General features: G+C 67.4%; 26 protein-coding genes and 1 tRNA gene. 13 read left to right on the top strand and 14 right to left on the bottom strand.

Going from position 1 to position 26,353, the window contains the following annotated elements; genetic code table 11:
* Positions 1 to 3 precede the first annotated feature (3 nt).
* Positions 4 to 585 carry a UbiX family flavin prenyltransferase gene (locus tag N536_RS0122310; RefSeq protein WP_029115645.1) on the top strand — a complete coding sequence of 194 codons (582 nt, stop codon included), beginning with the start codon at positions 4 to 6 and terminating at the stop codon, positions 583 to 585.
* On the opposite strand, the gene N536_RS0122305 is transcribed toward N536_RS0122310, so the two are convergent.
* Complete coding sequence (locus N536_RS0122305) at positions 582 to 1,442, bottom strand: acyl-CoA thioesterase II (RefSeq protein WP_029115644.1); 861 nt, start codon at positions 1,440 to 1,442, stop codon at positions 582 to 584. The genes N536_RS0122310 and N536_RS0122305 overlap by 4 nt on opposite strands.
* Before the next feature lie 27 nt (positions 1,443 to 1,469).
* Entirely contained in the window at positions 1,470 to 2,537 is a 1,068-nt protein-coding gene (locus N536_RS0122300; protein ID WP_029115643.1) for a hypothetical protein, read from the bottom strand.
* A 260-nt stretch (positions 2,538 to 2,797) separates the two neighbouring features.
* Between N536_RS0122300 and N536_RS0122295 the strand changes: the two genes are divergently transcribed.
* Positions 2,798 to 3,259, top strand: a complete 462-nt coding sequence (locus N536_RS0122295) for a hypothetical protein (protein ID WP_029115642.1) — start codon at positions 2,798 to 2,800, stop codon at positions 3,257 to 3,259.
* Positions 3,260 to 3,281: 22 nt separating this feature from the next.
* The gene (locus N536_RS0122290; protein WP_036437223.1) at positions 3,282 to 3,689 is read left to right on the top strand and encodes a hypothetical protein; all 408 of its coding nucleotides are present in this window, start codon (positions 3,282 to 3,284) and stop codon (positions 3,687 to 3,689) included.
* Between the two features lie 6 nt (positions 3,690 to 3,695).
* On the opposite strand, the gene N536_RS0122285 is transcribed toward N536_RS0122290, so the two are convergent.
* Positions 3,696 to 3,766 (bottom strand) — tRNA-Cys (locus N536_RS0122285).
* Positions 3,767 to 3,826: 60 nt separating this feature from the next.
* Positions 3,827 to 4,591: a DUF899 family protein gene (locus N536_RS0122280; RefSeq protein ID WP_029115640.1), complete on the bottom strand. Its 765-nt coding sequence runs from the start codon at positions 4,589 to 4,591 to the stop codon at positions 3,827 to 3,829.
* Positions 4,592 to 4,685: 94 nt separating this feature from the next.
* Between N536_RS0122280 and N536_RS0122275 the strand changes: the two genes are divergently transcribed.
* On the top strand, positions 4,686 to 5,420 hold the full coding sequence (locus N536_RS0122275; protein WP_029115639.1) for an MgtC/SapB family protein: 735 nt from the start codon (positions 4,686 to 4,688) through the stop codon (positions 5,418 to 5,420).
* Positions 5,421 to 5,427: 7 nt separating this feature from the next.
* On the opposite strand, the gene N536_RS0122270 is transcribed toward N536_RS0122275, so the two are convergent.
* Positions 5,428 to 6,831: an MFS transporter gene (locus N536_RS0122270; protein WP_029115638.1), complete on the bottom strand. Its 1,404-nt coding sequence runs from the start codon at positions 6,829 to 6,831 to the stop codon at positions 5,428 to 5,430.
* Positions 6,832 to 6,875: 44 nt separating this feature from the next.
* Positions 6,876 to 9,038, bottom strand: coding sequence for an excinuclease ABC subunit UvrB (gene uvrB, locus N536_RS0122265; RefSeq protein WP_029115637.1), 2,163 nt, complete (start codon positions 9,036 to 9,038; stop codon positions 6,876 to 6,878).
* A 95-nt stretch (positions 9,039 to 9,133) separates the two neighbouring features.
* On the opposite strand from uvrB, the gene N536_RS0122260 reads away from it, so the two are divergent.
* Positions 9,134 to 9,652, top strand: a complete 519-nt coding sequence (locus tag N536_RS0122260; RefSeq protein ID WP_051574687.1) for a DUF402 domain-containing protein — start codon at positions 9,134 to 9,136, stop codon at positions 9,650 to 9,652.
* A gap of 11 nt (positions 9,653 to 9,663) precedes the next feature.
* Positions 9,664 to 10,275, top strand: coding sequence for a hypothetical protein (locus N536_RS39155; RefSeq protein ID WP_051574686.1), 612 nt, complete (start codon positions 9,664 to 9,666; stop codon positions 10,273 to 10,275).
* On the opposite strand, the gene coaE is transcribed toward N536_RS39155, so the two are convergent.
* Both coaE and rpsA read right to left on the bottom strand, forming a co-directional pair.
* A complete protein-coding gene (gene coaE, locus N536_RS0122250; RefSeq protein ID WP_029115634.1) occupies positions 10,272 to 11,495 on the bottom strand; it encodes a dephospho-CoA kinase in 1,224 nt (407 codons plus the stop codon). The genes N536_RS39155 and coaE overlap by 4 nt on opposite strands.
* Positions 11,496 to 11,619: 124 nt before the next feature.
* On the bottom strand, positions 11,620 to 13,080 hold the full coding sequence (gene rpsA / locus N536_RS0122245) for a 30S ribosomal protein S1 (RefSeq protein ID WP_029115633.1): 1,461 nt from the start codon (positions 13,078 to 13,080) through the stop codon (positions 11,620 to 11,622).
* A 60-nt stretch (positions 13,081 to 13,140) separates the two neighbouring features.
* Here rpsA and N536_RS0122240 point away from each other — a divergent pair, with 60 nt between their 5' ends.
* The gene (locus N536_RS0122240) at positions 13,141 to 14,391 is read left to right on the top strand and encodes a PrsW family intramembrane metalloprotease (protein ID WP_081809321.1); all 1,251 of its coding nucleotides are present in this window, start codon (positions 13,141 to 13,143) and stop codon (positions 14,389 to 14,391) included.
* Between the two features lie 116 nt (positions 14,392 to 14,507).
* Here N536_RS0122240 and polA read toward each other — a convergent pair whose 3' ends face one another.
* Entirely contained in the window at positions 14,508 to 17,168 is a 2,661-nt protein-coding gene (polA, locus tag N536_RS39150) for a DNA polymerase I (protein ID WP_197040207.1), read from the bottom strand.
* A gap of 177 nt (positions 17,169 to 17,345) precedes the next feature.
* Between polA and N536_RS0122220 the strand changes: the two genes are divergently transcribed.
* The gene (locus N536_RS0122220) at positions 17,346 to 17,708 is read left to right on the top strand and encodes a VOC family protein (protein ID WP_029115631.1); all 363 of its coding nucleotides are present in this window, start codon (positions 17,346 to 17,348) and stop codon (positions 17,706 to 17,708) included.
* A 3-nt stretch (positions 17,709 to 17,711) separates the two neighbouring features.
* Here the strand turns inward: N536_RS0122220 and N536_RS0122215 are convergent, their stop codons facing one another.
* A complete protein-coding gene (locus N536_RS0122215) occupies positions 17,712 to 18,584 on the bottom strand; it encodes a LysR family transcriptional regulator (RefSeq protein WP_029115630.1) in 873 nt (290 codons plus the stop codon).
* An 88-nt stretch (positions 18,585 to 18,672) separates the two neighbouring features.
* Between N536_RS0122215 and N536_RS0122210 the strand changes: the two genes are divergently transcribed.
* The 5 genes from N536_RS0122210 to N536_RS0122190 all read left to right on the top strand — a co-directional run bounded on the left by N536_RS0122210 (position 18,673) and on the right by N536_RS0122190 (position 22,456).
* The gene (locus N536_RS0122210; RefSeq protein WP_029115629.1) at positions 18,673 to 19,812 is read left to right on the top strand and encodes an FAD-dependent monooxygenase; all 1,140 of its coding nucleotides are present in this window, start codon (positions 18,673 to 18,675) and stop codon (positions 19,810 to 19,812) included.
* On the top strand, positions 19,809 to 20,480 hold the full coding sequence (locus tag N536_RS0122205; RefSeq protein WP_029115628.1) for an alpha/beta fold hydrolase: 672 nt from the start codon (positions 19,809 to 19,811) through the stop codon (positions 20,478 to 20,480). Before N536_RS0122210 ends, N536_RS0122205 begins: the two co-directional genes overlap by 4 nt.
* 67 nt (positions 20,481 to 20,547) lie before the next feature.
* Positions 20,548 to 20,985, top strand: coding sequence for a Zn-ribbon domain-containing OB-fold protein (locus N536_RS0122200; protein ID WP_029115627.1), 438 nt, complete (start codon positions 20,548 to 20,550; stop codon positions 20,983 to 20,985).
* Positions 20,982 to 22,220, top strand: a complete 1,239-nt coding sequence (locus tag N536_RS0122195) for a lipid-transfer protein (RefSeq protein ID WP_051574685.1) — start codon at positions 20,982 to 20,984, stop codon at positions 22,218 to 22,220. The genes N536_RS0122200 and N536_RS0122195 overlap by 4 nt, the downstream gene beginning before the upstream one ends.
* Before the next feature lie 8 nt (positions 22,221 to 22,228).
* The gene (locus N536_RS0122190) at positions 22,229 to 22,456 is read left to right on the top strand and encodes a DUF167 domain-containing protein (protein ID WP_029115625.1); all 228 of its coding nucleotides are present in this window, start codon (positions 22,229 to 22,231) and stop codon (positions 22,454 to 22,456) included.
* Between the two features lie 79 nt (positions 22,457 to 22,535).
* Here N536_RS0122190 and N536_RS0122185 read toward each other — a convergent pair whose 3' ends face one another.
* The 4 genes from N536_RS0122185 to N536_RS0122170 are packed head-to-tail and all read right to left on the bottom strand — an operon-like array spanning position 22,536 to position 26,347.
* Entirely contained in the window at positions 22,536 to 23,294 is a 759-nt protein-coding gene (locus N536_RS0122185; protein ID WP_029115624.1) for an ABC transporter ATP-binding protein, read from the bottom strand.
* Positions 23,278 to 24,135: an ABC transporter ATP-binding protein gene (locus N536_RS0122180; RefSeq protein WP_051574684.1), complete on the bottom strand. Its 858-nt coding sequence runs from the start codon at positions 24,133 to 24,135 to the stop codon at positions 23,278 to 23,280. The genes N536_RS0122185 and N536_RS0122180 overlap by 17 nt, the downstream gene beginning before the upstream one ends.
* Positions 24,132 to 25,340, bottom strand: coding sequence for a branched-chain amino acid ABC transporter permease (locus tag N536_RS0122175; RefSeq protein ID WP_029115622.1), 1,209 nt, complete (start codon positions 25,338 to 25,340; stop codon positions 24,132 to 24,134). The genes N536_RS0122180 and N536_RS0122175 overlap by 4 nt, the downstream gene beginning before the upstream one ends.
* The gene (locus tag N536_RS0122170; protein ID WP_029115621.1) at positions 25,337 to 26,347 is read right to left on the bottom strand and encodes a branched-chain amino acid ABC transporter permease; all 1,011 of its coding nucleotides are present in this window, start codon (positions 26,345 to 26,347) and stop codon (positions 25,337 to 25,339) included. The genes N536_RS0122175 and N536_RS0122170 overlap by 4 nt, the downstream gene beginning before the upstream one ends.
* Positions 26,348 to 26,353: the final 6 nt, after the last annotated feature.

The raw sequence follows: 26,353 nt of genomic DNA, 5'->3' as shown, positions 1-26,353 counted from the left end.
CGCATGAAGAGAATCATCGTGGCGATCACCGGAGCGTCGGGAGCCATCTACGGCGTGCGGGCGCTCGAATTGCTCAAGGCCGTGGACGACGTCGAGACCCACCTCATCATCACGCCGTCCGCTCAGCGGACGATCGCCCACGAGACCTCCTACCGGCCCGACGACGTCCGTGCGCTCGCCAACCACGAGCATCACCCCCGTGACATCGGCGCGGCGGTGGCATCGGGTTCGTTCGTCACCACGGGAATGCTCGTTGCACCGTGCTCCGTGAAGACACTGAGCGGCATCGCGAACTCCTACAACGACGAACTCGTGGTCCGCGCGGCCGACGTCTGCCTGAAGGAGCGCCGGCGGGTGGTTCTGATGCTGCGCGAGACGCCGTTGCATGCCGGACACATCGATCTGATGGCGCGGGCGACCACGAACGGGGCGATCATCATGCCGCCCGTCCCCGCGTTCTACGCCTTGCCGACATCGCTCGACGACGTCGTCGACCAGACCGTGTCCCGGGCCCTCGAGCTACTGGACATCGTCCTTCCAGGGGTCAAGCGATGGGACGGCCGGTCGGTGCAAGACGACGCCTAATCCGACCGCGTTCGGCCGAAGTACAGTTCCTGGTTCGCGATGCAGACCAGCTGGCCGGCGCGGTTGTACATGGTGGCGCTGGCCAACCCGCGGCCGCCAATTCCGCTGGGCGAGAACTGATCCGAGAGCACCCAGTCGGACAGGTCGACCGGCCGGTGAAACCAGAGCGCGTGGTCGATCAACGCCGAGAAGGTCGTCATGGGCGTGGCGCGCCGCATGGTGATCGCCGTCTCGAGCATCGTGGTGCCCGACAGATAGGTCATCAGACAGCTGTGGAGCACGCCGTCGTCCGGAACGGGTTCGGTTGGCCGCCACCACATCCGGATTCTCGGCGACGGCGCGGGCAGCTCGAGGGCAAGCCTGGGCGGCGGATCGACGTAGCGCAGGTCGAACGGCTGGGGACGGACCCAATGCCCGTGATGCTCGTCGGCGTAGGACGCCAGTTGCTCCTGCACCGGCGGCAATGAATCCGGGTCGGGCACATCGGACATCGGCAGTTGATGGCCGTCACCGTCGACGGGGGTGCTGAACGATGCGAGCGCTTCGAGCAGCACCTCGCCGTCCTGGCGGGCGGTGACCTGCCGGGTGGACAGGGTGCCACCGTCCCTGGACCGAATGACGTTGAACTGCACGGGACGTCGCGCGTCACCGGCCCGCAGGTAATAGACGTGCACGCTGTGCGGCGTGCGGCCGGGCGCCGTGCGACTGGCCGCCATGAGGGCCTGCCCTGCGATGTGACCGCCGACGATGTGATGGACGGCGTTGTCCAACTGAGCGGCCACGAAGTCGTCGTCGCCGACCTGATCGACCTGCAACGTGGCGACGATGTCGGACAGGGACGGCGAGCTGAAGGTCACCTCGGCATCATGCCGCAGGGCAAACGGTCACCAATCGTCGCGTCGAGGCACCGCGATGGCCGAGCCCGCGCCACCGCCCGCGTTCCGATGTGCCGACCAGGCCGTGCCCTCGCAAACCAGATCCGTCGGGATGGGCAGCGTGCTTGGCAGCGGAAGGCCGAAGTCGGGTACCGCTGACGCGACCGGAATGGACGGTACGACGCCGACCGGCGCAGGCACGCCACCGAGCCCGCCGATGGGCACCACCGGAACGGGAGGCACGGGCGGGACCGCCAGCGCAGCGGCCTCGGCCATCGGAGCGGCGGCGGCCGCCGAGGCAGCTTCCGCACCGGGCGCAGCCAGCGGAACCACACCGGCGGAGTCGGCTAACGGGGCGGCCACCGGGGGTGCCGCTTCGATGGGCAGCAGCGGGGCCGGCGGCGGTGGTGGGACGGCTTCGATGGGCGCGACGGGCGGCGGCGGGGGTGCTGCGGGCAGCGGCGGGGGTGGCACGGCTTCCGGTGGCGGCGCGACAGCCGCGGCTTCGGCGAGGGGCGCAGCCGGCGGCGGTACGGCCTCGACGGGGGGTGGCGGCGGCGCCACACCGGCCATGTCCGCGATCGGCGCAGCCGGAATCGCGGGCGGGATCGCCACCGGCGGCGCGATGGCGGGCGGAAGGACGACGGGCACGGGCGGAACCGCGGCCGCAGGGGCTGCGGCGGCGAATGGCGCGCCCACACCGGCGGCATCGGCGATCGGGGCGGCCAGCGCCGCGACGGGAGCCGGTGGCACGAGCCCCGCGGCATCGACGAGCGGAGCCGCTTCGACGGGCGGTGGCGGTGCCGCCGGCGCCAGTGCCGGTGTCACGACGTCGATGGGAACGGCCGCCGGTGGCGGCGCCTCGGGCAACACGTTGGTGAGCGCCGCGGAGGCAGCATCCTGCACTTCCGCAGCGCTGGGCGGTGACGCAGCGAACTGCTGCACGATGTCGAGGCACGGCACACCGGGGCTCGTCGCCGGAACCGCCGTTGCGTTGGGGCCCAGAATGATGACAGGACAAAACAGCCCTGCCGTCGCCATGGCCGTGATGACCACGCGATTGGTCGTGCGCGACATGCCTACCTCAACGGTTCCCGAAGCCGAAATGCCTCTCACAGAACGTATCGTGTTACTGCTGTTGCACAAGTGATATTTGAGGCGGTTATGAAACCGTTGCCGCGCAGTGGCGCTTCAGAGACCGGCACGCCAGGAACTCCCTTGTTTTCACCCCAGAAGCGTTGCGCCAGTGCCGATTACGTACGCCAGCGGTGGCAACACCGAAGTTGGGTGGTTCGACAATTTTCCGTGCGGTGTTTAGGTCGTCTAAGCTGGTCGCCATGTGGTCTACGAAGGCAACGGCCGTTGCTGCCGCGCTGACGGTCGCCGGCTTCTGCGCCTCCGGCGGAATCGCCCATGCCGAACCGGCTCCCCCGTCGCCCGCACCCAAGACGACCATCGACGCCAACGGCACGTACAAGGTCGGCACCGACATCGTGCCGGGCACGTACAGCTCGGCCGGCCCGATCGAAAACGGCGTCTGTTCCTGGAAGCGGAAGAACGGCGACAGCCTCGTCGACAATGCGATGACCAAGAAGGCGCAGGTCGTGCAGATTGACGCGACCGACACCACGTTCACCACCAGGGACTGCCAACCGTGGCAGTTGACCGACTGCTCGCAGGGTTGCGCGCCGACGACCGCGTCGCCCAGCAGCGTGCTCGGTCAGCTCGGGACGTTCCTCGTCCCACGGCTTGGCAGTGCTCCGCCTGCAGCAGCTCCGCCACCCAGCCCCGCCGGCTAGCGTTCTGATTTACCATCCAGGAATGAACCGGCCCGCAATGGTTCTCTGGGTGGCCTCGATCCTCGCGCTGGCAGGCATCGCCGGCCAAGCCAGCGCGCACGCAGCGCCACCACCCCCCGGCACACTTTGCGCGTTCGAACTGTCGCCACCACAGGTGGTGCCGGTCGAAGGAGCCGACACGGTGACCGCCACGGTCACTCCGACGGGCTGCGCCGGCCCCTTCACACCCCGGATCAGCGTCGTATGCGTCCAGCCAGCCGACGCACCCACTCAGTGCTCGCAAGCCCGAGACATGGCCACCGCCACGGTGTCCGTGCCCTACCGCCCAGGGGCGACGTACACCTCGACGGGTAGAGGCCTTGGCGCCGTGTTCAACGACGCGTCCGAGCCGAATTGGCAACTGCTGGGACCCTTTACCGCAGTCCTCTAGCACGCGAGCGGATGACGGGATTCGAACCCGTGTAAACGGCTTTGCAGGCCGGTGCCTGACCACTCAGCCACACCCGCGGTGCCCATGACGATGCCAGCGCGGCCGATGCCTGCCCAGTGTTTCGCTCCCGCTGATCGCTACTCCAGCGGAACGCCCGCGGCGTTCCCGTCCTGTGGCCAACCCGCCGGCGAGTCCTCCCACGCCTCCTGCCGTCCGTAGGGGGTGAGGTCGAGGAACGGATACCCGGGCGCGGAATGGTCGAGCCCGCGCGTGTACGCCGAGTAGGTGTGGAACACCTCGTCGCCGCGCCGCAGAAACACACTGGCACCCGGCATGTCACCGCGCAGGTCGTCGTCGGTCCAACCGTCGGCGTGCAGTTCGTCGAGCGACTTGTAGTTGTATTCGATTGGCGCGCGGGCAGGATCGAGGGTGACGTGGAAGTCGTACGTGAAGCCGCCGTCGCGCGACGAATACCACGGGAACGTCCAGCCGTGCTCGTCGCGATACCTCGCGATGCTGGCGTACGGCGCGCGGGACACGCAGGCGAACGTGACGCCCCTGCCAGCCAGCAGGGCCCGATCCCCCTCGGTGAACGTCAGGTCGGCAGCGGCAGTGCAACTGGGGCAACCCCGGTCCACGGCGTCGATCCACATGAAGTGGTGGATGTAGAGCTGCGGCCTGCCCTCGAAGAGGTCGAGCAGCCGCACTTCACCATCGGGGCCCTCGAAGACGTAGTCCCTCACCACCTTCACCATCGGCAACCTGCGACGCTCGGCGTTGACGGCATCCCGCAGATGGGTGACCTCACGTTCGCGGGCCAGCAGCCTGCGCCGCTCGACGAGCCATGCCTCGCGGGTGGCGACCTCAGGGAACGCGGTTGGTGCGGCATCGATCGCTGTCATTCGACTTCCTCTCGAATCGTGTTCTCTGCTGTATCGACTCGAGTGAGCGCGAAGAGTCATCGGATGACCCGAAATCCGCGATAACTTCTTACCCATGCACCTCTGGCTCGCCGATCCGGCGTTCTTCGGCGGCCCCGGCCAAGGCACCCGGCAGATCATCGAGTTGTTCGTCGCGTTCGGGCTGACGGCGCTCATCGGCATCGAACGCGAGATCCAAGGCAAGAGTGCCGGATTGCGCACCCAGACCATCGTCGGCACGGCGGCGGCGTTGATCCTGCTCGTCAGCAAGTACGGCTTCTCGGACGTGCTGGTCGACGGTCTGGTGGTGGTCGATCCGTCCCGGGTCGCCGCGCAGATCGTCACCGGCATCGGCTTTCTCGGGGCGGGGATCATCATCTTCCGCCGCGGTTCGGTGCACGGTCTGACCACCGCAGCGTCGGTCTGGGAATCCGCGGCCATCGGCATGGCGGCGGGCTCGGGCCTGCTGCTGCTCGCGTGCACCGTCACCGCCATGCACTTCCTCATCGTGCTGGGGTTCATGCCGATCGCCCGACGACTGGCGTCCAGGCTCAGCGGTTCGACGCGGCTGCACGTCACCTACGCCGAGGAGCGCGGCGTGATGACGGCGCTTCTGCAGGCGTGCGAGCGCAGGCAGTGGCAGCTGACCGAACTGGCCGCCGATCCGCCCGGCGAACCGCTCGGCGCCGCGCCGGGTCAGTCGGGAGTCATGCTCACCCTATCGGGGACCGGAATTCTGCAGGCACCCGCCGTCCTGGCCGGAATCGACGGCGTCACGGCGATCCGCCAGCTCGACGAGGACCCCGACTGAGCGGTGCTCAGTCCTGCCGGCCGGCCCGAGTGGCGCGGACGGAGGCGAGCGTGCCGATCACCGCGAGGCCGGCGAAGATCGCGAACAGCCACCGCGCGGCGGTCGCGTCGCCCCGGTCGGTCAGGTTGACCACCACACCGGCCAACCCGGCACCGAACGCCCCGCAGATCAGTTGGACGGTGTTGATGGCCGCTGCGGCCGTGCCGCCCTCCTCGGGGTCGTCGACCGAACCCATCGCCCATGCCGACAGGTGCGGCCAGGCCATGCCCACGCCGGTGCCGGTGACGATCAGCGCGACCACCCACACCGCGATCACGCCGACGGGCGCGTCCTCGAACTGACTCACCGCGGCGAGTCCGAGACCGGCGGCCATCACGAGCGGCGCCACCGCCACGGTCCGCACGACGATCCGCGGCTTCGTCAGCGATGCGCTGGTGATCTCGCCCACCGTCCATCCGACCGAAAGGGCGACACCGAGGAATCCCGCCGCCACGGGCACCAGATGAGCCAGCCGCTGGCCGAACAGCGGAACGTACATGTCCACCATCGTCGCGGCCATCAGCAGCCCGAGCGTGAGGTAGATCCACTTCAGCGGACCCGGCCGAAAGGCGGTGGGCGGCAACACCGAAGCCGCGGTCCGGCGATCGACGACCAGGAAGGTGGCGACCAGTGCAACGCCTGCCGCCAGCAACGCGGCGGTCAGGGCGGTGTTGCGCGGAATGCCTGCCACGCTGATCGCCAGTGCCGCCGCCCCAAGCAGAAGCAGCGACCACACCGGGATCCGGCTGCCCCGACTAGGCCCGGTGTTCGACGAACGTCCAGGCAAGGCGAACGGCACCAGTACCGCCATGATCACCGTCAGAATCGCGAGTACACCGAAAGCCCAACGCCACGAACCGAATTGGGCGAACAGCCCACCGGCGGCCGGACCTGCCAGGGTGCCGACGCCCCACATCGCCGAGACGACCGCCGACGCCTTGGTCCACAATGATTGCGGCAGAGCCGCGTTGATGACCGCGTAGCCCAATCCGGCGAGCACGCCGCCGCCAGCGCCCTGCACGGTGCGCCCGACCAGCAGGAGCTCCATGCTCGGCGCGGCCGCCGCGAGGAGGCTGCCTGCCCCGAACACGCTCAGCGCGCCGAGGTAGGCCCACCGCGGACCGAGCCGGGCCAGTGTCGCGCTCACCGTCGTGGCCGCGACCACCGACGCCACCAGGTACACCGTCGTGACCCAGGCATAGAAGCGCTGACCGCCGATTTCGGCAACCGCGCTCGGCAGCAGGCTGATGGTGAGGAACTCGTTGGTGGCGTACAGCGCGACGCCACCGGCGAGCACGGTCGACGCCCCGAGGTACTTCGGACCCAAGAGGTCCCGCCAGCCTGCCGTGGGCACCGCACCAGTCTGAGTCACGCGCACCACCGTAAGAGCTCAACCACGGTTGAGATCAAGTACCGCTACTTGAGTCCGGCGGCATCCATGCCGCGCAGCTCCTTCTTGAGGTCGGCGATCTCGTCACGGAACCGCGCCGCCAACTCGAACTGCAGATCGCGCGCGGCGGCCATCATCTGTGCGGTGAGGTCCTTGATCAGGTCAGCAAGCTCGGCCCGCGGCATGTTGCTGGTGTCGCGGCCCTCGATGACACCCGCGCTGACCGCCCGGCCCGGCTCGCCCTGGGCGCGCCTGCCCCGCGACGCGTTGCGGCCAGATCCACCGACCTCGACGGTCGCATCGGTGTCGTCGGCCTCGCGGTACACCTGGTCGAGGATGTCGGCGATCTTCTTCCGCAGTGGCTGCGGATCCACCCCGTGCGCCTCGTTGTAGGCCACCTGTTTGGCGCGACGACGGTCGGTTTCATCGATGGCCTGCTTCATCGAGTCGGTGATCTTGTCGGCGTACATGTGCACTTCACCCGACACGTTGCGGGCGGCGCGGCCGATGGTCTGAATCAGGCTGCGGGCGGACCGCAGGAACCCTTCCTTGTCGGCGTCGAGGATCGCGACCAGCGATACCTCGGGCAGGTCGAGGCCCTCGCGCAGCAGGTTGATGCCCACCAGCACGTCGTATTCGCCGAGCCGCAACTGCCGCAGCAACTCCACGCGGCGCAGCGTGTCCACTTCTGAGTGCAGATACCGGGTCCGGATGCCGGTCTCCAACAGGTAGTCGGTGAGATCCTCGGCCATCTTCTTGGTCAGCGTCGTGACCAGCACGCGCTCGTCGAGTTCGGTGCGCTTGCGGATCTCGCCGATCAGGTCGTCGATCTGCCCCTTGGTGGGCTTGATGATCACCTTGGGGTCGACCAGGCCGGTCGGGCGGATCACCTGTTCGACGAACTCGCCGCCGGACTGACTGAGTTCGTACGGGCCCGGGGTGGCGGACAAGTACACGGTCTGCCCGATCCGGCTGGCGAACTCCTCCCACGTCAGCGGCCGGTTGTCGACGGCCGACGGCAACCGGAACCCGAAGTCGACCAGGTTGCGCTTGCGCGACATGTCGCCCTCGTACATGCCACCGATCTGCGGCACCGTGTTGTGCGACTCGTCGATGACGAGCAGGAAGTCCTCGGGGAAGTAGTCGATCAGGGTGGCAGGCGCCGACCCGGCCGGACGGCCGTCGATGTGCCGCGAGTAGTTCTCGATGCCCGAGCAGAAGCCGACCTGGCGCATCATCTCCACGTCGTAGTTGGTCCGCATCCGCAACCGCTGCGCCTCCAGCAGCTTTCCCTGACCCTCGAGTTCGGCCAGCCGCTCCTCGAGCTCCTTCTCGATGGTCGAGATCGCGTGGGCCATCCGCTCCGGACCCGCCACGTAGTGGGTGGCGGGGAAGACGCGGAGCGAGTCGACCTTGCGCACCACGTCACCGGTCAGCGGGTGCATGTAGTAGAGCGCCTCGATCTCGTCGCCGAAGTACTCGATGCGAACCGCGAGCTCCTCATAGGACGGGATGATCTCGACCGTGTCACCACGCACCCGGAACGATCCACGGGTGAACGCCATGTCGTTGCGGTTGTACTGCACGTCGACCAGCAGCCGCAGCAGCCCGTCGCGCGGCACCTCGTCGCCGACCTTGAGCTCCACCGACCGGTCCAGGTAGGACTGCGGTGTGCCGAGGCCGTAGATGCAGGACACCGACGCCACCACGACAACGTCACGGCGGGACAGCAGGCTCGACGTGGCGGAGTGCCGCAGCCGCTCGACGTCGTCGTTGATCGAGCTGTCCTTCTCGATGTAGGTGTCCGTCTGCGCGATGTACGCCTCGGGTTGGTAGTAGTCGTAGTACGAGACGAAGTACTCGACCGCGTTGTGCGGCAGCATCTCCCGCAGCTCGTTCGCCAGCTGTGCGGCCAGCGTCTTGTTGGGGGCCATCACCAGCGTGGGCCGTTGCAGCCGTTCGATGAGCCACGCGGTGGTAGCCGACTTGCCGGTGCCAGTGGCGCCGAGGAGTACGACGTCGCGCTCCCCCGCCTTGATGCGGCGTTCCAGTTCCTCGATGGCCGCCGGCTGGTCGCCCGCAGGGCTGTGCGGGCTGACCACCGTGAACTGGCCGCCCGCGCGCACGATCTCACCGACGGCGCGGTACTCCGACTGCGCCAGCACGGGATGTTCGGTAGCGAATGCCATGTTCACCAGGTTAGAACCAACCACCGACAGAGGCGATTCCCCGGTCGCTTCGCTCCTGCCCGCCGAGCAGCGATTCCCCCAGTCTCTCCCCTCCTATGCTGGAACCCATCCACCCGCCCAAACACGAGACCTTCGATCTCACCGCCCGCACCAACACTGATCCCAAGGGGATCGTGCGGGCCGTCGACGTCTACACCCTCGAGCCGTGGGGCCTGTACATGGCCCGGCCTACCCCCGGCCGAGCCCAGTTCCACTACCTGGAGTCGTGGCTCTTGCCGTCGATCGGGTTGCGCGCCAGCGTCTTTCACTTCAACCCTGGCCACGAGCGCGATCAGGACTTCTACCTCGACGTCGGCAGCTATGCGCCGGGGACGACCACGTGGCACGCCGAGGACCACTACCTCGACCTCGTCGTCCGCACCGGCGCGAGCGTGGTGCTGGCCGACGTCGACGAGCTGCTGACCGCGACCCGGCACGGTCTGCTGACGCCGGAAACCGCCGAGCACGCCGTTCGCACGGCGACCCGCGCCATCGACGGCCTGGCCCGGAACGACTACGACCTCGGCCGGTGGTTAGCTACCCTCGACATCCGCCTGACCTGGCGGGGCGCGTAAAGTCGGCTGTCATGAGCATCACCAAGGGTGGACGGATCTCGGTCGCGGCGGCCGCCCTCCTCCTGTCCGCGGCGCAGTTCGGTTCGGGTGTCGCACTCGCCGATCCCGAGTTGCCGCCAAGTCCCGATGCCACCGAGCAGTCGGTCGATGCGCCCGCTCCGCCACCAGAAGGGCAGGTGCCGGACCTCGGACCCGGGCCCTACAACGTGGTCTACCGGGCCCGGGTCGACGGGGTGTCACGCGGCGCCACCATCAACTACACGATCGCCGACGACCAGGTGAACACCGCGAACCCGACGATGGTGCCGGGGCGGATCTTCGAGGCGACGGGCGTGGTGTCCGACGTGCAGAAGGCCGGCATGCAGGTGTCCATCCAGTGGCCGTACTCAGCCAGCCTGCACTGCGAGATCCTGGCGAACGACCAGATCGTCGCGCAGGCCGACCAGTTCGTCGCCCCCCGTCTGACGCCGCAGCGCAACGATCCCGGGTACGGCGTCCTCAGCTGCGGCACGGTGACCAACTTCCCGACCGGAAACACCGCCCCGATGGACGTGCCTGCGCCCGTCGAAGGCGCACCGCCTGCCGATCCGAACGCTCCGGTCGAGCCCGCCCCGGTCGCCTAGTCCGAAGGCGGTTGGGGCCGCCACGCCGTGGCGTCGGCCCACGCCCAGGCTCGGCGATAGGCGTCGAGGAACCACGGTTCCTTGGCATCGGCGTAGTGCGCAGCCGTCGAATGACCGGCCTCCGCGGCACGCTTGACCGCCAGGTATTCGGCCTGCGCTGCGGAGTTGGCCTTGAGCCAGTCCACGAACAGCAGCGCGAACTGCTGGTTGGGCCAGCCGTCGACCCGAATGTGCACGTGGGTTGACCGGCCGGGATCCGCCGAAGCGTGATATCGCTTGTGCCACAACGCCGGATCGTCGCGGTGGTCGAATTCCGGATTCGTACTGCGCGCGTCGGACTTCGGGACGTCGCAGATGGCGGGTACCCGCGGATATCCGGCCGCTAGCAGTGCATCGGTGAGTTCATCGGCGACGTCCAACGACGCCACCGTGACCTGGACGTCGATGACGTCCTTGGCGGCCAGGCCCGGCACGGCCGTCGACCCGACGTGGTCGACCCGTACGGCCCGATGTCCGCACGCCGTCTTCAACCGGGCGACGATGCGCCGCGCCTGATCGGGCCAGGTCGGGTCATACGGCACGACGGCGGGCGCGCGGTGCGCCGGTTCCCGCGCGGCGACGTTGTGCGCGAACGGCAGGATCCGGTCGTGCCACAGCGTGCGGGCACGTTCGGTCAACTCCTCGGTGGTGCCGGAGTTGTCCAGCCACACGTCAGCCGCCGCGCGCCGTTGTTCCTCGCTGGCCTGGGCCGCAATTCTCGCGCGGGCGTCGGCCTCCGGCATGCCGCGTTGCTGGACGAGGCGGGTGACCCGAGTTTCCATGTCCGCGTGCACGATCACGACCAGTGGGAACATCGGCGCCATCTGCGACTCCACCAAAAGCGGGATGTCCTCGACGATGACCGCGTCCTCGGGTGCCGCGGCGATCAGCTCGGCGCGTCGCTTGCCGACCAGTGGGTGCACGATTCCGTTGAGCGTCGCCCGCTTGTCGTCGTCGGGGAACGCGATCGCGGCCAACGCCGGCCGGTCGAGCGCACCATCGGGCAGCAGGATCTCCGAGCCGAATGCCTCGACCAGGGCGGCCAATCCCTCGGTTCCTGGTTCGACGACCTCGCGCGCGATCACGTCGCCGTCGACGACGATCCCGCCGCATTCGGTGAACGCGGCGGAGACGGTCGACTTGCCGGCCCCGATGCCGCCGCTGAGTCCGATTCGAAGCATGGCCCCAGTCTGTCAGGGGGCGATCCGGCCGCTCGACGACACCCGTCAGATCGCCAGCGCCGTGTGCACATGACAAAACTCCCCGGCTCCGTTGGGAGCCGGGGAGTTCCGTTGTCAGTCGTTGCTAGGCGTTGCCAGCCAGCTTCTCGCGAAGCGCGGCCAGCTGAGCGTCGCTCGCCAGCGTGCCGCCGGAGGACTCACCCGAGCTGGAGGAGGAGGACGAAGACGACGAGCCATTGGCGGTGGCGGGCCTGCTGGCTGCCTCCGCGTCGGCCGCCGCGAACTTCTCCATCTGCGCGGTGTGCATCTTGTGGCGGCGCTCGGCCTCGGCGTACCGGGCCTCCCACTCGTCACGCTGCTTCTCGAAGCCCTCGAGCCATTCGTTGGTGTCGGCGTCGAAGCCCTCGGGGAAGATGTAGTTCCCCTGCTCGTCGTAGCTGTCGGCCATGCCGTACTTCGACGGGTCGAACTCCTCGGTGTAGTCCTCGTTGGCCTGCTTGAGGCTCAGCGAGATCCGGCGACGCTCCAGGTCGATGTCGATGACCTTGACCATCGCGTCGTCGCCGACCTGGACCACCTGGTCCGGGACCTCGACGTGGCGCTCGGACAGCTCCGAGATGTGCACCAGACCCTCGATGCCCTCCTCGACGCGGACGAACGCACCGAACGGCACCAGCTTGGTGACCTTGCCAGGCACGATCTGGCCGATCGCGTGGGTGCGGGCGAAGTGGCGCCACGGGTCTTCCTGAGTGGCCTTGAGCGACAACGACACCCGCTCGCGGTCCATGTCGACGTCGAGAACCTCGACGGTGACCTCGTCGCCCACCTGAACCACCTCGGACGGGTGATCGATGTGCTTCCAGGACAGCTCCGAAACGTGCACCAGGCCGTCGACGCCGCCGAGGTCGACGAACGCGCCGAAGTTGACGATCGAGGACACGACCCCCTTGCGGATGGCGCCCTTCTGCAGCTGGTTGAGGAACTCGCTGCGCACCTCGGACTGGGTCTGCTCCAGCCACGCGCGACGCGACAGCACCACGTTGTTGCGGTTCTTGTCGAGCTCGATGATCTTGGCCTCGATCTCCTTGCCGATGTACGGCTGCAGATCGCGGACACGACGCATCTCCACCAGCGACGCGGGCAGGAAGCCGCGCAGACCGATGTCGAGGATCAGGCCGCCCTTGACGACCTCGATGACGGTGCCCTTGACGGCCTCGTCCTTTTCCTTGAGCTCCTCGATCGTGCCCCACGCGCGCTCGTACTGCGCACGCTTCTTGGACAGGATCAGACGACCTTCCTTGTCCTCCTTGGTGAGGACCAGCGCCTCGACCTCATCGCCGACGGACACAACCTCGCTGGGGTCGACGTCGTGCTTGATGGAGAGTTCGCGGGAAGGAATGACACCTTCGGTCTTGTAACCGATGTCGAGCAAGACCTCGTCGCGGTCCACCTTGACGATGGTCCCCTCGACGATGTCGCCATCGTTGAAGTACTTGATGGTCTTGTCGATCGCGGCGAGAAAGTCCTCGGCCGAGCCAATGTCGTTGATGGCTACTTGCGGCGAGGTGATGGAGGGACTTGGCATATGGTGGATGGCTCCGGACAGGTTCAATCGTAGGGACAGTTGTTGTTTATGTGACTCGCGATGAAGCACAGACGAGTACTCGATGAGCCTACTCGACTGTGCACACGCTGGACAAACTCGGGTCGCTACCCTGCTCTAGTGTCCCACCCCGCCACGCCTCCGTCAGCGCAGCCGCCGCAGCCGTTTCTCCCGCCTCTGCCCCGCCGGGTCCGCAAGGTCGGAGCACCTCTGGCCGCGATCATCGCCATGGGCACCGTCACCGGACTGATCGTGATCCTGCTGACCGCCGTCAACCCGGTGGGAACGGCGATCGGGTTCGTCCTGGCCAGTGCGGCGATGACGATCGTCGTGCTGGCCTACATCTGGTTGGACCGGTACGAACCGGAGCCGCCACGACTGCTGATCCTCGCGTTCGTCTGGGGCACCTCGATCGCCGTCGTGGTGTCGGTGATCCTCGAAGTCTGGTTCGGAGCATTCGTCGGCGACACCGAGGAGACGACGAGCTTCGGAACCGTCGCGATCGGCGCGCCGATCATCGAGGAAGCCATGAAGGGCCTGTTCCTGCTGCTCATGATGACCGGCAGGCGGCGCAACGAACTCAACACGCTCACCGACTGCCTGGTCTACGCCGGCATCACCGCGGTTGGCTTCGCCTGGTTGGAGAACATCTTCTACATTGCCAACGGCGAATCCGTCGGCGATGCACTGCTGACCGCGGGGCTGCGGCTGATCATGGGGCCGTTCGCGCATCCACTGTTCACCACCATGACCGCCATCGGGGTGTACTTCGCGCTGAACCGGCGGAACTTCTTCGCCAAGGCCGGCTGCGTCCTGCTCGGCTACCTGGGCGCGGTGCTCATGCACGGCCTGTGGAACGGCTCCTCGATGGTGAGCATCGAGGCCTACTTCCTGGTCTACCTGCTGTGGATGGTGCCGATCTTCGGGTTGGCGATCTGGCTCGCCGTCGCCAGCCGTCGCAGGGAGGAGCGAATCGTCGCCGCCAAGCTGCCGGGGATGGTGGCGGCCGGCCTCGTCACCGCCAACGAGGCGACGTGGCTCGGCTCGATCCGCAACCGCAAGCTCGCGATCCGCGCGGCGACCGCCCACGGCGGGCGCGCCGCGGGCAAGGGCGTGAAGAAGTTCGCCGCCCAGGTGGTCGAACTCGCCTACGTGCGCGACCGAATCGACCGCGGCTTTGGCGACGAGCGGGTGTACGCGCTACAGAACGAGGAGGCGTACTGGGTGACGATCACCAGGGCCGGCGCCTCGAGCCTGCCCTGGCTGGCCGAGTACCGCATCCCGACCCCCTAGTGCGCCGCCACGTCATGCGCGGCTTACTAGTGCGCCGCCACATCATGCGCGGCTTACTAGTGCGCCGCCACATCATGCGCGGCTTACTAGTGCGCCGCCACATCATGCGCGGCTTACTAGTGCGCCGCGGCGTCCCAGCTGCGCCCGTACCCGACCGATACCTCGAGCGGGACGTCCAACGGGTAGGCGCCGCCCATGTTCTCCCTGACCAGCGCCTCCAGCGCTTCGCGCTCCCCTTCGGCCACCTCGAACAGCAGCTCGTCGTGAACCTGCAGCAGCATGCGCGACGTCAGCCCGGAGTCCTTGAGCGCCAAGTCGACGTTGATCATCGCCACCTTGATGATGTCGGCGGCACTGCCCTGGATCGGCGCGTTGAGCGCCGCCCGTTCGGCCGCCTCGCGGACGTTGCGGTTACTGCTGTCCAATTCCGGTAGATAGCGCCTGCGGCCCAGCACGGTCGAGGTGTAACCGTCCTTGCGGGCCTGGTCGACGACCTCGTGGAGGTAGTCGCGCACCCCGCCGAACCGGGCGAAGTACGCCTCCATCTGCAGCTTGGCCTCTTCCGTCGAGATCTTCAGCTGCGACGCCAGCCCGTAGGCGCTGAGGCCGTACGCCAGCCCGTACGACATCGCCTTGACGCGGCGACGCAGTTCGGGGGTGACCTCCTCGATCGGGACGCCGAAGGCCCGCGACGCGACGAACGTGTGCAGGTCCTCACCGGTGTTGAACGCCTCGATGAGCCCCTCGTCGCGCGACAGGTGCGCCATGATCCGCATCTCGATCTGGCTGTAGTCGGCGGTCATCAGCTCGGCATAGCCGCTCCCGACGACGAACCCGTCCCGGATCTGGCGGCCGGCCTCGGTGCGGATGGGGATGTTCTGCAGGTTCGGTTCGGTCGACGACAGCCGGCCGGTGGCGGCGATGGTCTGGTTGAACGTGGTGTGGATCCGGCCGTCGGAGCCGACCGCGTTCAGCAGCCCGTCGACGGTGACCTTGAGCCGGGTGGCGTCCCGGTGGGCGAGCATGTGTTGGAGGAACGGGTGGCCGGTCTTGTCGAACAACGACTGCAGCGCGTCCGCGTCGGTGGTGTAACCCGTCTTCGTGCGCTTCGTCTTCGGCATCTCGAGTTCGTCGAACAGCACCACCTGAAGCTGTTTGGGTGACCCCAGATTGATCTGCTTGCCGATCACGGCGTACGCGGCCTCGGCGGCGTCGCGAATCTGGTCGGCGAACTGGCTCTGCAGTTTGCCGAGCAGGTCGAGGTCGACGGCGATGCCCGCGGATTCCATGGCGGCCAGCGCCCGCTGGACGGGCAGCTCCATCTCACCCAGCAGTGACACCGAGTCGATGCGGGCGAGTTCCTCGTCGAGGGCGTTGGCCAGGTCGGCGACCGCAGAGGCCCGCAGCAGTAGCGTCTGGACCGCCTGGTCGTCGACGCCGTCGGAGTCGTCGAGCAGCGAAAGCTGTTGCTGCTCCGGGCTGTCCGCACGCAGTTCCCGACGCAGGTAGCGCACGGACAGATCGTCGAGCGCGAAGCTGCGCTGGCCAGGGCGGACCAGATAGGCGGCCAGGGCCGTGTCCGAGGTGACGCCGGCCAGCGTCCAGCCCCGCCCCGCGAGGTCGTGCATCGCCAGCTTGGCTTCGTGCAGAGCCTTGGGCGCCGCCGGGTCGGCCAGCCAGGCCGCCAGGGCGGCCTCGTCCGCGGGGTCCATGTCGGCGGTGTCGAAGTACGCGCCCTCACCGTCGGCCGAGACGATGGCCACCGCGGTGGCATCGGAGTCGAACGCGAGGTGATTGCCCACCACGGCAAGGCCGAACCGTCGGCCGCTGCTGTGCTCGGCCAGCCACGCCGCCAAACCACCGCGCTCGAGCACACCGCCACGGACGTCGAAGCCGCTCTCCACCTCGGGGTCGGCCGACGCGAGCGTCTCGAACAACCTGTCCCGAAGCACCCGGAACTCCAGGTCGTCGAAGAGGCGATGGATCTGATCGCGATCCCACGGCTGCATGCGCAGCGTATCCGGCGTCTGAGCCAGCGGCACGTTCTTCACCAGCTCGGTCAGATCACGGTTGAGGATGACGTGAGAGAGATTGGCACGCAACGCATCTCCCACCTTGCCGCGCACCGCGTCGACGTTGTCGACCAGTGCCTGCAGTGAGCCGTACTCCACGATCCACTTGGCCGCCGTCTTCTCGCCCACGCCGGGGATGCCGGGCAGGTTGTCGCTCGGGTCGCCCCGCAGCGCGGCGAAGTCCGGGTACTGGGTGGGCGTCAGCCCGTACTTCTCGACGACCGCGTCCGGGGTGAACCGCGTCAGCTCCGACACGCCCTTGCGGGGGTACAGCACGGTGACGTCGTCGCTGACGAGCTGAAGCGCGTCGCGGTCCCCGGTCACGATGAGCACCCGGTAGCCCTCGTCCTCGGCCTGAGTGGCCAGCGTCGCGATGAGGTCGTCGGCCTCGAACCCCGGCTCGGCGAGCACGGTGATGCCGAGTGCGACCAACACCTCCTTGGTGATGTCGATCTGCCCGCGGAACTCGTCGGGCGTGGCGGACCTGCCGGCCTTGTACTCCGGGTACTTCTCCGAGCGGAAGGTCTGCCGGGACACGTCGAACGCCGCGGCGATGTGCGTGGGTTGCTCGTCGCGAAGCAGGTTGATCAGCATCGCGGTGAACCCGTAGACCGCGTTGGTGGTCAGCCCACCCTGGGTCTTGAAGTTCTCGGCGGGCAGCGCGTAGAAGGCCCGGAACGCCACTGAATTGCCATCCAGCAGCATCAATGTGGGTTTGGAATCTGGGCCGCCGGCGGGCGCCCTCTTCTTGTCGATCGCGGTACTGGCTGGGCTCACGGCCCTACTCTATGCACCCGCCCCGACAGCCCGACACTGCGGAACGGCGCTGTCCTATATGACCGATATGGTCGGCTGCGCAGCACCCAACCGAGAGGAACCTCCGTGGACATGAAACTCGAGCTGGTCACGCTTCCCGTCAGCGACGTCGACCGGGCCAAGGACTTCTACGTCCGGGCCGGCTTCAACGCCGACCACGATCACCGGGTCTCGCCCGAGTTGCGCTTCGTTCAGCTGACTCCGCCCGGGTCGGCCTGCTCCATCGCCATCGGGGAGGGCCTCACCGACGCCGCTCCCGGGTCGGTGGCCGGCATGCAGGTGGTGGTGGCCGACGCCGATGCCACCCACGCCGATCTGACCGCCCGCGGGATCGAGGTCAGTGCGGTCGAGGACCTGCCGTGGGGCCGGTTCGTGTACTTCGCCGACCCCGACGGCAACCGGTGGGCGGTTCAGCAACTCGTCGGATAGCCGTCACCGCAGTAGGTTTCGCGCCTTCTGCACGAGCACCCGCGCCGCGGGACTCATGGGCCCCTCCGACCGCCACGCCAGCACCAGCCGACCGCGTAGTTCGGGAACGATCGCCAGTGGGTGCAGCCGCTCACGGCTCCTGGCGACGGACGCCGGCACGATCGCAACGCCGAGGCCCCGCTCGGCCAGGTCCGCGAGTGCCAGCGGCGTGCTGGCTTCGAAGGCGATGCGCGGAACGATCCCCGCCCTGCGGCAGGCGTCGTCGAACTGGTGGCGAATGCCGGCGCCGAGGGGCAGGGCGATCAACGCGCGGTCGCGCAGGTCGGTCAGCCGGACGGTCTTTCGTCGGGCCAAGTCGTCGGTGAGGCACACGGCTGCGTCGATGGCCTCGTCTGTCGCGACCTCCACGCTCAGACCCTCCGGCACTTCGTCGCCGATCGAGACGATCGCCGCATCGAGGCGGCCCGTGCGGACGCCTTCGATCAATGCATCGGAACCGTCGGTACTCAACGTGATTTCCACGTTCGGGTGATCGGCGTGAAAGTCGGCAAGCAGGCCGGGCATGTCGACGTTGTGCGACGTGACCGTGCCGATCGTGACGGTGCCGCGCACCAGCGCAGTGAGCTCGTCGACGGCGAGGTGCATGTCGCCGACGGCTGCGAGCGCAGCTCTGGCGTGCGGAAGCGCGGCCTCGCCGGCGGCGGTCAACCGCACCGAGCGACGCGACCGATCCAACAGCGGCAGGCCGAGTTCCCGCTCCAACCGCTGGATCTGAGCACTGACGGCCGGTTGCGCGACGTGAATGCGTTCGGCGGCCCTGGTGAAATTCGCTTCCTCGGCGACCGCGACGAAGTATTCGAGCTGACGCAGTTCCATAAGCTCTGATTATAGTTTGGGGAAGTACTTGGTATTGGACTTATAGAACTGCGCGACCGACCCTGGAAGCCAAGGGAAGGGAGACGACATGACGGAGATTCTCATCGCCGGTGCAGGCATCGGCGGCCTCACCACCGCATTGACCTTGCGCGCGCGAGGTATCGAGTCGACCGTAATCGAGCGCGCGTCGGAGCTGCGGCCCCTGGGCGTCGGAATCAACCTGCTCCCCCACGCCGTGCGCGAGCTGTACGCGCTGGGGCTCGGCGACGAACTGTCCAGGGTCGCCGTCGCACCGGCGGCGATCTCGTACTACGACACGGACGGCAACCTGCTCTACCGCGAACCGCGAGGCATCGACGGCGGCTACGGCTATCCGCAATTCTCGGTCCACCGTGGCCAGCTGCAGATGCTCCTGCTATCAGCGGTGCGAGACCGGCTGGATCCCAACGCCATTCGAGTCGATACACGATTGGTCGGCTTCGAAGATCACGCAGATGGTGTGCGGGCGCACACCTCGGCAGGCGATTTCGCGGCCGATGCCCTGGTCGGAGCAGATGGCATTCATTCGGTGGTGCGGGCGCGGCTGCATCCGCAAGCCGACCCGCTACTGTGGTCGGGTGTGCGGATGTTCCGAGGCGCCACCGACGGTGAACTCCTCGACGGTCGCACGATGGTGATCGTCAAGGACGGCGAGGGCGTCGACCTCGTCACCTATCCGATCGGCGGTGGCCTGGTGAACTGGGTGGTCATGCTGCCCGAGTCCGAGCCGGGACCGTTACCCGGTGATGCGAAGTGGAACCGGCCCGGCGACCGGGCGACCATCGTGCGGCACCTGCAGGGCTGGCGACTCGGTTGGCTGGACGCCGCCGACCTCGTGCGGCGCACCGACGAGGTGCTGGAGTATCCGATGGTCGATCGCGACGTGTTGCCGTGGTGGGGTCACGGGCGTGTGACCCTGCTGGGCGATGCCGCCCATCCGATGTATCCCGTTGGGGCGAACGGTGGTTCGCAAGCGATCGTCGACGCTTCCGTCTTGGCCGAGGAGCTGGCTGGTGACTTCGACGGCGGCCTGCGACGCTATGAGGAGAAGCGTCGAGCAGAGACCGCCGACGTGATCGGCGCCAACCGCGAGATGCACCGTGCCGGCGCGACGCAACGTCCCGAGGACCTGGCCCAGGTGACGGGCAAGTACCGCCGCGACACACACGCCGACAGGATCCGGGCATGACCACCTACGTACTGATCCCTGGCGCCTGTCACGGCGGTTGGTGCTTCGACGATCTCGCGGCGCAACTGCGCGCACGGGGGCATCGCGTCCTCGCGCCCACCTTGACCGGCGTCGCCGAGCGCGCGCATCTGCTGCAGGCCGGCGTGAACCTGGAGACCCACATCGCCGACGTCGTCGCCGAACTCACCGTGCACGAGGTGGAGGACGCAGTGCTCGTCGGGCACAGCTACGGGGGCATGGTCATCACCGGCGTCGCGGATCGCCTTGCACACCAAGTGGATTCGCTGATCTACCTGGACGCGTTCGTGCCAACGGACGGCGAGTCGTGCTGGACGCTGACCACCGACGAGCAGCGATCCTGGTACACGGGTGTAGATGACACCGGTTACGGCGTTCCGCCGCTGCCGTTCTTCGACTCGCGCGCGACTGCGCATCCCCTGGCGTCGCTGATGCAGCCCATCCGGTTGAGAGGCGACCTGTCCGGGTTTCGCCATCGGGTATACGTCGCGGCCCGGAAATGGGACGGTGAGTCGCCGTTCGCGGCGACGTTCCAGCGGCTGCAAGGCGATGCGTCGTGGACGACGCACGAGCTCGACGGCGCGCACAACCTGATGCGTGACAACCCGGACGATCTGCTGCGGATTCTGCTGGCCGTGGGAGCGGACTAGACACCGAACTGGAACACGTTTCAGTTTTGCCGTTCGAATCGGTAGTCTGACCACCGTGCCAGGAGCAATCGACGCGACCAATCAGCTACCGGCCATCGACGGTTGGTTCGCCACCGACGACGCCGGACGCCCTCACCTGATCGCAGGCAAGTGCGGCCAGTGCGGTACGTACGTCTTTCCCCCGCGGGCGAACAACTGCCCCAACCCGTCGTGTACGGGCGACGAGCTCGAGCAGGTGCCGCTCTCGCGCCGCGGAAGGATCTGGAGCTACACCGAGAATCGCTATCCACCGCCTGCTCCGTATCCGGCAGCGGATCCGTTCGAGCCGTTCGCCATCGCCGCGGTCGAACTCGCCGACGAAGGGCTGATCATCCTCGGGAAGGTCGCCGAGGGCACCCTGGCCGCCGACCTGAAGGTCGGCATGGAGATGGAGCTGACCACCATGCCGCTCTACACCGACGAGGACGGATTCGTCCGCAGCGTCTACGCCTGGAGGATCGCATGACCGCGCCGGATACTTTCCCCCAGTCGCTTCGCTCCGGCCCGACGGAACCCCTGTACATCCTCGGCGCCGGTATGCATCCCTGGGGCAAGTGGGGCCGCGACTTCACCGAATACGGCGTCGTCGCCGCCCGCGCAGCACTGGCCGAGGCCGGCCTCGACTGGCGCCAGATTCAGCTGGTGGCAGGCGCAGACACCATCCGCAACGGCTACCCGGGATTCATCGCCGGGTCGACGTTCGCCCAGAAGCTGGGCTGGAACGGCGTCCCCGTCAGTTCGAGCTACGCCGCGTGCGCCAGCGGCTCGCAGGCCCTGCAGAGTGCGCGCGCTCAGATCCTGGCCGGGTTCTGCGATGTCGCCCTGGTCATCGGTGCCGACACCACCCCGAAGGGCGCGTTCGCACCGGTGGGCGGGGAACGCAAGAACGATCCCGACTGGCAGCGGTTTCACCTCATCGGCGCGATGAACCCCGTGTACTTCGCGCTGCTGGCCCGCCGGCGGATGGACCTCTACGGCGCAACGTCGGAAGACTTCGCCAACGTGAAGGTGAAGAACTCCCGCCACGGCCTGCAGAATCCGAATGCCCGGTATCGCAAGGAATCTGCGGTCGAGGACGTGCTGGCCAGCCCCGTCGTCTCCGACCCGCTGCGACAGCTGGACATCTGCGCCACCTCCGACGGAGCGGCCGCGCTGATCGTGGCCAGCAAGGCGTTCACCGAGAAGCACCTTGGCTCCGTGCAGGGCGTGCCGTCCGTACGTGCCGTCTCGACCGTGACGCCGCGCTACCCGCAGCACCTTCCCGAATTGCCGGACATCGCAACGGATTCCACCGCGGTGGTGGCGGCACCGGAGCGGGTGTTCAAGGACCAGATCCTCGACGCCGCGTATGCCGAGGCCGGGATCGGGCCCGAGGACGTGTCCCTCGCGGAGGTGTACGACCTGTCCACCGCTCTGGAGTTGGACTGGTACGAACACCTGGGGCTGTGCGCCAAGGGCGAGGCCGAGACGCTGTTGCGCAGCGGCGCCACGACGATCGGTGGCCGCATCCCGGTCAACCCGTCGGGCGGGCTGGCCTGCTTCGGCGAGGCGATCCCCGCCCAGGCGATTGCCCAGGTCTGCGAACTCACCTGGCAGCTCAAGGGCCAGGCCACCGGTCGACAGGTCGAGGGCGCCACCGTCGGCGTCACTGCCAATCAGGGCCTGTTCGGCCACGGCTCGTCGGTGATCGTCGCGCGGTAGGGGTGGACGTGGCCCAGACCGTCGTGGTCCGAGTCAAACCCGGCAGTCGCAAGGGCCCGCTGGTCGAGACCGGCGCTGACGGCGAGTTGACGATCTACGTTCAGGAGCGGGCCGTCGACGGCAAGGCGAACGATGCGGTCACCAAGCTTCTCGCCAACCATCTCGGCGTTCTGCGCAGCCGCATCGAGCTGGTGTCGGGAGCAACATCGCGGCTCAAACGCTTCCGCATCACCTGAAGCCCCTGGCGAGTGTGAACATCATTGCGAAGAATCTGCGAAAGTTCGCAAACAACTGCACTTTCGGCGGAACGAAGGCTCAGGCGACGCCGAGATACGCGGCGCGAATGCTGTCGTCTGCCAACAAATCCCTCGCGACGCCACTGCGGGTGACCCGTCCGGTCTCGAGGATGTAGGCGCGGTCGGAACGGGTCAGCGCCTGCTGCGCGTTCTGCTCGACGAGCAGCACCGTGGTGCCGGTCTTGTTGATCTCGGAGATGATCTTGAAGATCTGCGAAATCACCATGGGAGCAAGGCCCATCGACGGCTCGTCGAGCAGCAGCACCTTCGGCCGCGCCATGAGCGAGCGACCGATCGCCAGCATCTGCTGTTCTCCACCCGACAGCGTGCCGCCGACCTGGTTGCGCCGCTCGGCGAGCCGCGGGAACGTCTCGAGCACCCAGTCCAGCCGTTCGCGGTGCTCGGCCCGGTTGGCGAACTTCCGTCCGTAACAACCCATCTCGAGGTTCTCAGTGACCGTCATGCCCGGGAAGACGCCACGCCCCTCAGGCGCCTGGATCAGGCCGTCGGCGACCCTGCGGTGCGCCTTGACCTTCGAGACGTCCCTGCCGTCGAACCACACCGAACCCGACGACAACGGTCGCAGGCCCGAGATGGCGCGCATCATCGTCGTCTTGCCTGCCCCGTTGGAGCCGAGCAACGTGACGAGCTCACCCTCGTGGACCACCAGCGAGACACCGTGCAACGCCTGGATTCGCCCGTAGTGCACGACGACGTCGCGGACCTCGAGCAGGACAGGCCTGGGGTCTGGATCCGTCGTCTCACTCGAGCTCGTCATCGGGCACTCCCAGGTAGGCGGCGATGACCGCCGGGTCGTCACGGATCTCGGCGGGCAGCCCGTCGGCGATCTTGCGGCCGAACTCGAGCACCACGATGCGGTCGGTGACACCCATCACCAGCCGCATGTCGTGCTCGATGAGCAGCACGGTGTACCCGTCGTCGCGGATCGCGCGGATCAGGTCGATGAGCGCGGACTTCTCGCTGGGGTTGAAGCCCGCAGCGGGTTCGTCGAGACACAGCAGCTTGGGCTCGGTCGCCAGTGCGCGCGCGATCTCCAGCCTGCGTTGGTCGCCGTACGGAAGGTTCTTGGCCTTTTCGTCGGCTCGCTGCGAGATGCCGACGAATTGCAACAGGGCGGCTGCCTTTTCGATCGCCGACTTCTCCTCGCGCCGGTGCCGGGGAGTGCGGACCAGCGCGCCTGGCACGGACGTCTTGTGTCGGGCGTCGGTGCCGACCACGACGTTCTCCAACGCCGTCATCTCGCCCCACAGCCGAATGTTCTGGAATGTCCTCGCGATACCGCGCCGCGTGATCTGGTGCCGCTTGATCTTCCCGAGCGGTTCGCCGTCGAACGTCACCGTGCCCGACGTGGGCCGGTAGACGCCGGTGATGGCGTTGAAGCAGGTGGTCTTGCCCGCCCCGTTGGGTCCGATCAACCCGAGGATCTCACCCCGTTTGATGCCGAACGTCACCGCGTCGAGCGCGGTGAGGCCGCCGAACTTGACCGTGAGATCCTTTGTCTCCAGCAGCGGCTCGCCCTCTGCCACCTGCACGTCGCGGTGCAGGGCGGCGAGGTCCTCGTCGATCACGGGTTCGTTCGCCGACGGCTGTTCTGTCATGCCGCCGCCTTCGAGTCATCGGCCTTGCTCAGCAGCTTCTGCGCAGACCTGCCGTACGCGAGCAGCTGCTGGCGCACCGGGAACAGACCCTGCGGCCGGAAGATCATCAAGACCACCAATGCCAGTCCGAAGAACAGATACTTCAGGTCGCCGAGGTTGACCCCGAAGAGATGCACGCCCAGTAGGCGGTTGGGCAGGTAGACGATGATGAACGCGCCGAAGATGACGCCGAGTTTGTTGCCCTGACCGCCCAGCACCACGGCCACCAGGAAGAGCATCGAGTTGATGATGTTGAAGTTCGTCGGCGCGACGTACTGCACCTGGCCGGCGTACAGGGCGCCGGACAGGCCGCCGATCGCCGCACCGATGACGAACGCCCAGAGCTTGAATCGGAAGGTGTTGACGCCCATCACCTCTGCGGCGTCTTCGTCCTCGCGGATGGCCACCCAGGCCCGGCCCACCCGGCTGCGCTCCAGGTTGCCGACCAGTAGCAGGATTCCGACCACCAGGACCAGACCGAGCCAGAACCACCAGGTGCCGTAGTTCGCGTGGCCTGCGGAGTTGCCACTGGAGAAGACGCCGTTCGGCAGGCGTTCGCTCTCCCCCACCCGCGGATACGCGATCTGGTTCAGGCCACGCGACCCGTTGGTGATGTCGGCGAGGTTGTCGGCGAGCAGACGGATGATCTCGCCGAACCCCAGAGTCACGATGGCCAGGTAGTCACCCCGCAGGCGCAGAGTCGGCGTGCCGAGGATGAGACCGGCCAGCGCCGTCACGGCCATCGCCAAGGGTACGCACGACAGCCAGGCCCAGTCCTTGCTGAAGAATCCCGTGGGGCCCAGCTTGTTCCATGGACTGTCGGGGCTGGTGAGCAGCGCGACCGTGTAGGCGCCCACTGCGTAGAAGCCCACGTAACCGAGGTCGAGCAGGCCGGCCTGACCGACCACCACGTTGAGGCCTATGGCGATGATCGCGATCATCACGAACGCCGCCATGGTGCCGCCGAAGCTGATCCCCGGGGTGTCGAGGAAGTGCGGCGTGTGCAGTGGCAACAACCCGAGTAGGACGAAGCCGATGACACCGAAGATCCACTTCGACGTCCGCCCGAGACCGGCCCACCACTGCCGTAGACCGTCGCCGGGGGCCAACAGCCGCTGACCCGGCGACATCCGCGAATCACCTTCCGGCGCTGCTTGGTGGCTCATGCTCTCGCCTTCCCGAGGCTCTCACCGAGTATGCCGGTCGGTCGGACCAGCAGGACCAGGACGAGCAGCACGAACGCCACGACGTCGCGCCACTGGGTGCCGAACACCGCCTGGCCGTAGTTCTCCATGATGCCCAGCAGCAGCCCACCGAGCAGTGCACCACGCAAGTTCCCGATACCGCCGAGGACGGCCGCCGAGAACGCCTTGATGCCGAGCAGGAATCCGCCGGAGTAGATGATGCCCTGCGGCACCTTGAGCGTGTACAGCAGCGCCGCGGCGCCGGCCAGCAGTCCGCCGATGAGGAACGTGGTCATGATGATGCGCTCGCGGGACACCCCCATCAGCGTCGCGGTGGTGGGATCCTGCGCCACGGCCCGGATTCCGCGGCCGAACTTGGTCCGGTTGATCGCGATGTCGGTCAACAGCGCGAGCACCGTCGCCCCGGCGACGATGACCAGAGTGACGTTCGTGACGGTTGCCCCGAAGACGGTGAACTGAGTCTTGGGCTGTACCAGGATGATCGGCTGCTGGGCGTTGGAGCCGCCGTATCCCTTGATGATGTGCGGCAGGATGAAGTGCACGAATTCCTGCAGCACGAATGACATTCCGATCGCGGTGATCAGGAACGTCAGTGATCGCGCATTGCGCCGCCGCAGTGGGCGGTAGGCGATGAACTCCAGTCCCACCGCCGCCGTCCCGGAGACCAGCATCGCGAAAAGCATTGCTATCGCGAGGTACAGGATCGTCAGCGCGACGCCCTTGTTGTAGGCGTTACCGCTCGGGGTGAACCCGAGAAGGATGTCGAGGCAGAAGTACGTGCCGAACATGCCGAGCATGAAGATCTCGGAGTGGGCGAAGTTGATCAGCCGAAGGACGCCGAACACGAGCGTGTAACCGACGGCCACCAGTGCATAGATCGCACCCCAGGACAGCCCGTCGATCGTCAACTGCCAGAAGCCATTCAACAGGCCATCGACGTTGAAGTTGATGTTGGCGGCCAATAACACCGGCGG

The sequence above is a fragment of the Mycobacterium sp. URHB0044 genome, from assembly GCF_000620625.1.
In the GTDB taxonomy this organism is placed as follows: Bacteria; Actinomycetota; Actinomycetes; order Mycobacteriales; family Mycobacteriaceae; genus Mycobacterium.
Note: the sequence above shows the minus strand (reverse complement) of the source record. Positions and strands in the feature narration are given on the sequence as shown.

What these genes read in the sequence shown, in the direction of transcription:
- N536_RS0122310 (WP_029115645.1), top strand. Translation starts at nt 4, where the DNA reads ATGAAGAGAATCATCGTGGCGATCACCGGAGCGTCGGGAGCCATCTAC.
- N536_RS0122300 (WP_029115643.1), bottom strand. Translation starts at nt 2,537, where the DNA reads ATGTCGCGCACGACCAATCGCGTGGTCATCACGGCCATGGCGACGGCA.
- N536_RS0122295 (WP_029115642.1), top strand. Translation starts at nt 2,798, where the DNA reads ATGTGGTCTACGAAGGCAACGGCCGTTGCTGCCGCGCTGACGGTCGCC.
- N536_RS0122290 (WP_036437223.1), top strand. Translation starts at nt 3,282, where the DNA reads ATGAACCGGCCCGCAATGGTTCTCTGGGTGGCCTCGATCCTCGCGCTG.
- N536_RS0122280 (WP_029115640.1), bottom strand. Translation starts at nt 4,591, where the DNA reads ATGACAGCGATCGATGCCGCACCAACCGCGTTCCCTGAGGTCGCCACC.
- N536_RS0122275 (WP_029115639.1), top strand. Translation starts at nt 4,686, where the DNA reads ATGCACCTCTGGCTCGCCGATCCGGCGTTCTTCGGCGGCCCCGGCCAA.
- uvrB (WP_029115637.1), bottom strand. Translation starts at nt 9,038, where the DNA reads ATGGCATTCGCTACCGAACATCCCGTGCTGGCGCAGTCGGAGTACCGC.
- N536_RS0122260 (WP_051574687.1), top strand. Translation starts at nt 9,134, where the DNA reads ATGCTGGAACCCATCCACCCGCCCAAACACGAGACCTTCGATCTCACC.
- N536_RS39155 (WP_051574686.1), top strand. Translation starts at nt 9,664, where the DNA reads ATGAGCATCACCAAGGGTGGACGGATCTCGGTCGCGGCGGCCGCCCTC.
- coaE (WP_029115634.1), bottom strand. Translation starts at nt 11,495, where the DNA reads ATGCTTCGAATCGGACTCAGCGGCGGCATCGGGGCCGGCAAGTCGACC.
- rpsA (WP_029115633.1), bottom strand. Translation starts at nt 13,080, where the DNA reads ATGCCAAGTCCCTCCATCACCTCGCCGCAAGTAGCCATCAACGACATT.
- N536_RS0122240 (WP_081809321.1), top strand. Translation starts at nt 13,141, where the DNA reads ATGAAGCACAGACGAGTACTCGATGAGCCTACTCGACTGTGCACACGC.
- polA (WP_197040207.1), bottom strand. Translation starts at nt 17,168, where the DNA reads ATGCTGCTGGATGGCAATTCAGTGGCGTTCCGGGCCTTCTACGCGCTG.
- N536_RS0122215 (WP_029115630.1), bottom strand. Translation starts at nt 18,584, where the DNA reads ATGGAACTGCGTCAGCTCGAATACTTCGTCGCGGTCGCCGAGGAAGCG.
- N536_RS0122210 (WP_029115629.1), top strand. Translation starts at nt 18,673, where the DNA reads ATGACGGAGATTCTCATCGCCGGTGCAGGCATCGGCGGCCTCACCACC.
- N536_RS0122205 (WP_029115628.1), top strand. Translation starts at nt 19,809, where the DNA reads ATGACCACCTACGTACTGATCCCTGGCGCCTGTCACGGCGGTTGGTGC.
- N536_RS0122195 (WP_051574685.1), top strand. Translation starts at nt 20,982, where the DNA reads ATGACCGCGCCGGATACTTTCCCCCAGTCGCTTCGCTCCGGCCCGACG.
- N536_RS0122185 (WP_029115624.1), bottom strand. Translation starts at nt 23,294, where the DNA reads ATGACGAGCTCGAGTGAGACGACGGATCCAGACCCCAGGCCTGTCCTG.
- N536_RS0122180 (WP_051574684.1), bottom strand. Translation starts at nt 24,135, where the DNA reads ATGACAGAACAGCCGTCGGCGAACGAACCCGTGATCGACGAGGACCTC.
- N536_RS0122175 (WP_029115622.1), bottom strand. Translation starts at nt 25,340, where the DNA reads ATGAGCCACCAAGCAGCGCCGGAAGGTGATTCGCGGATGTCGCCGGGT.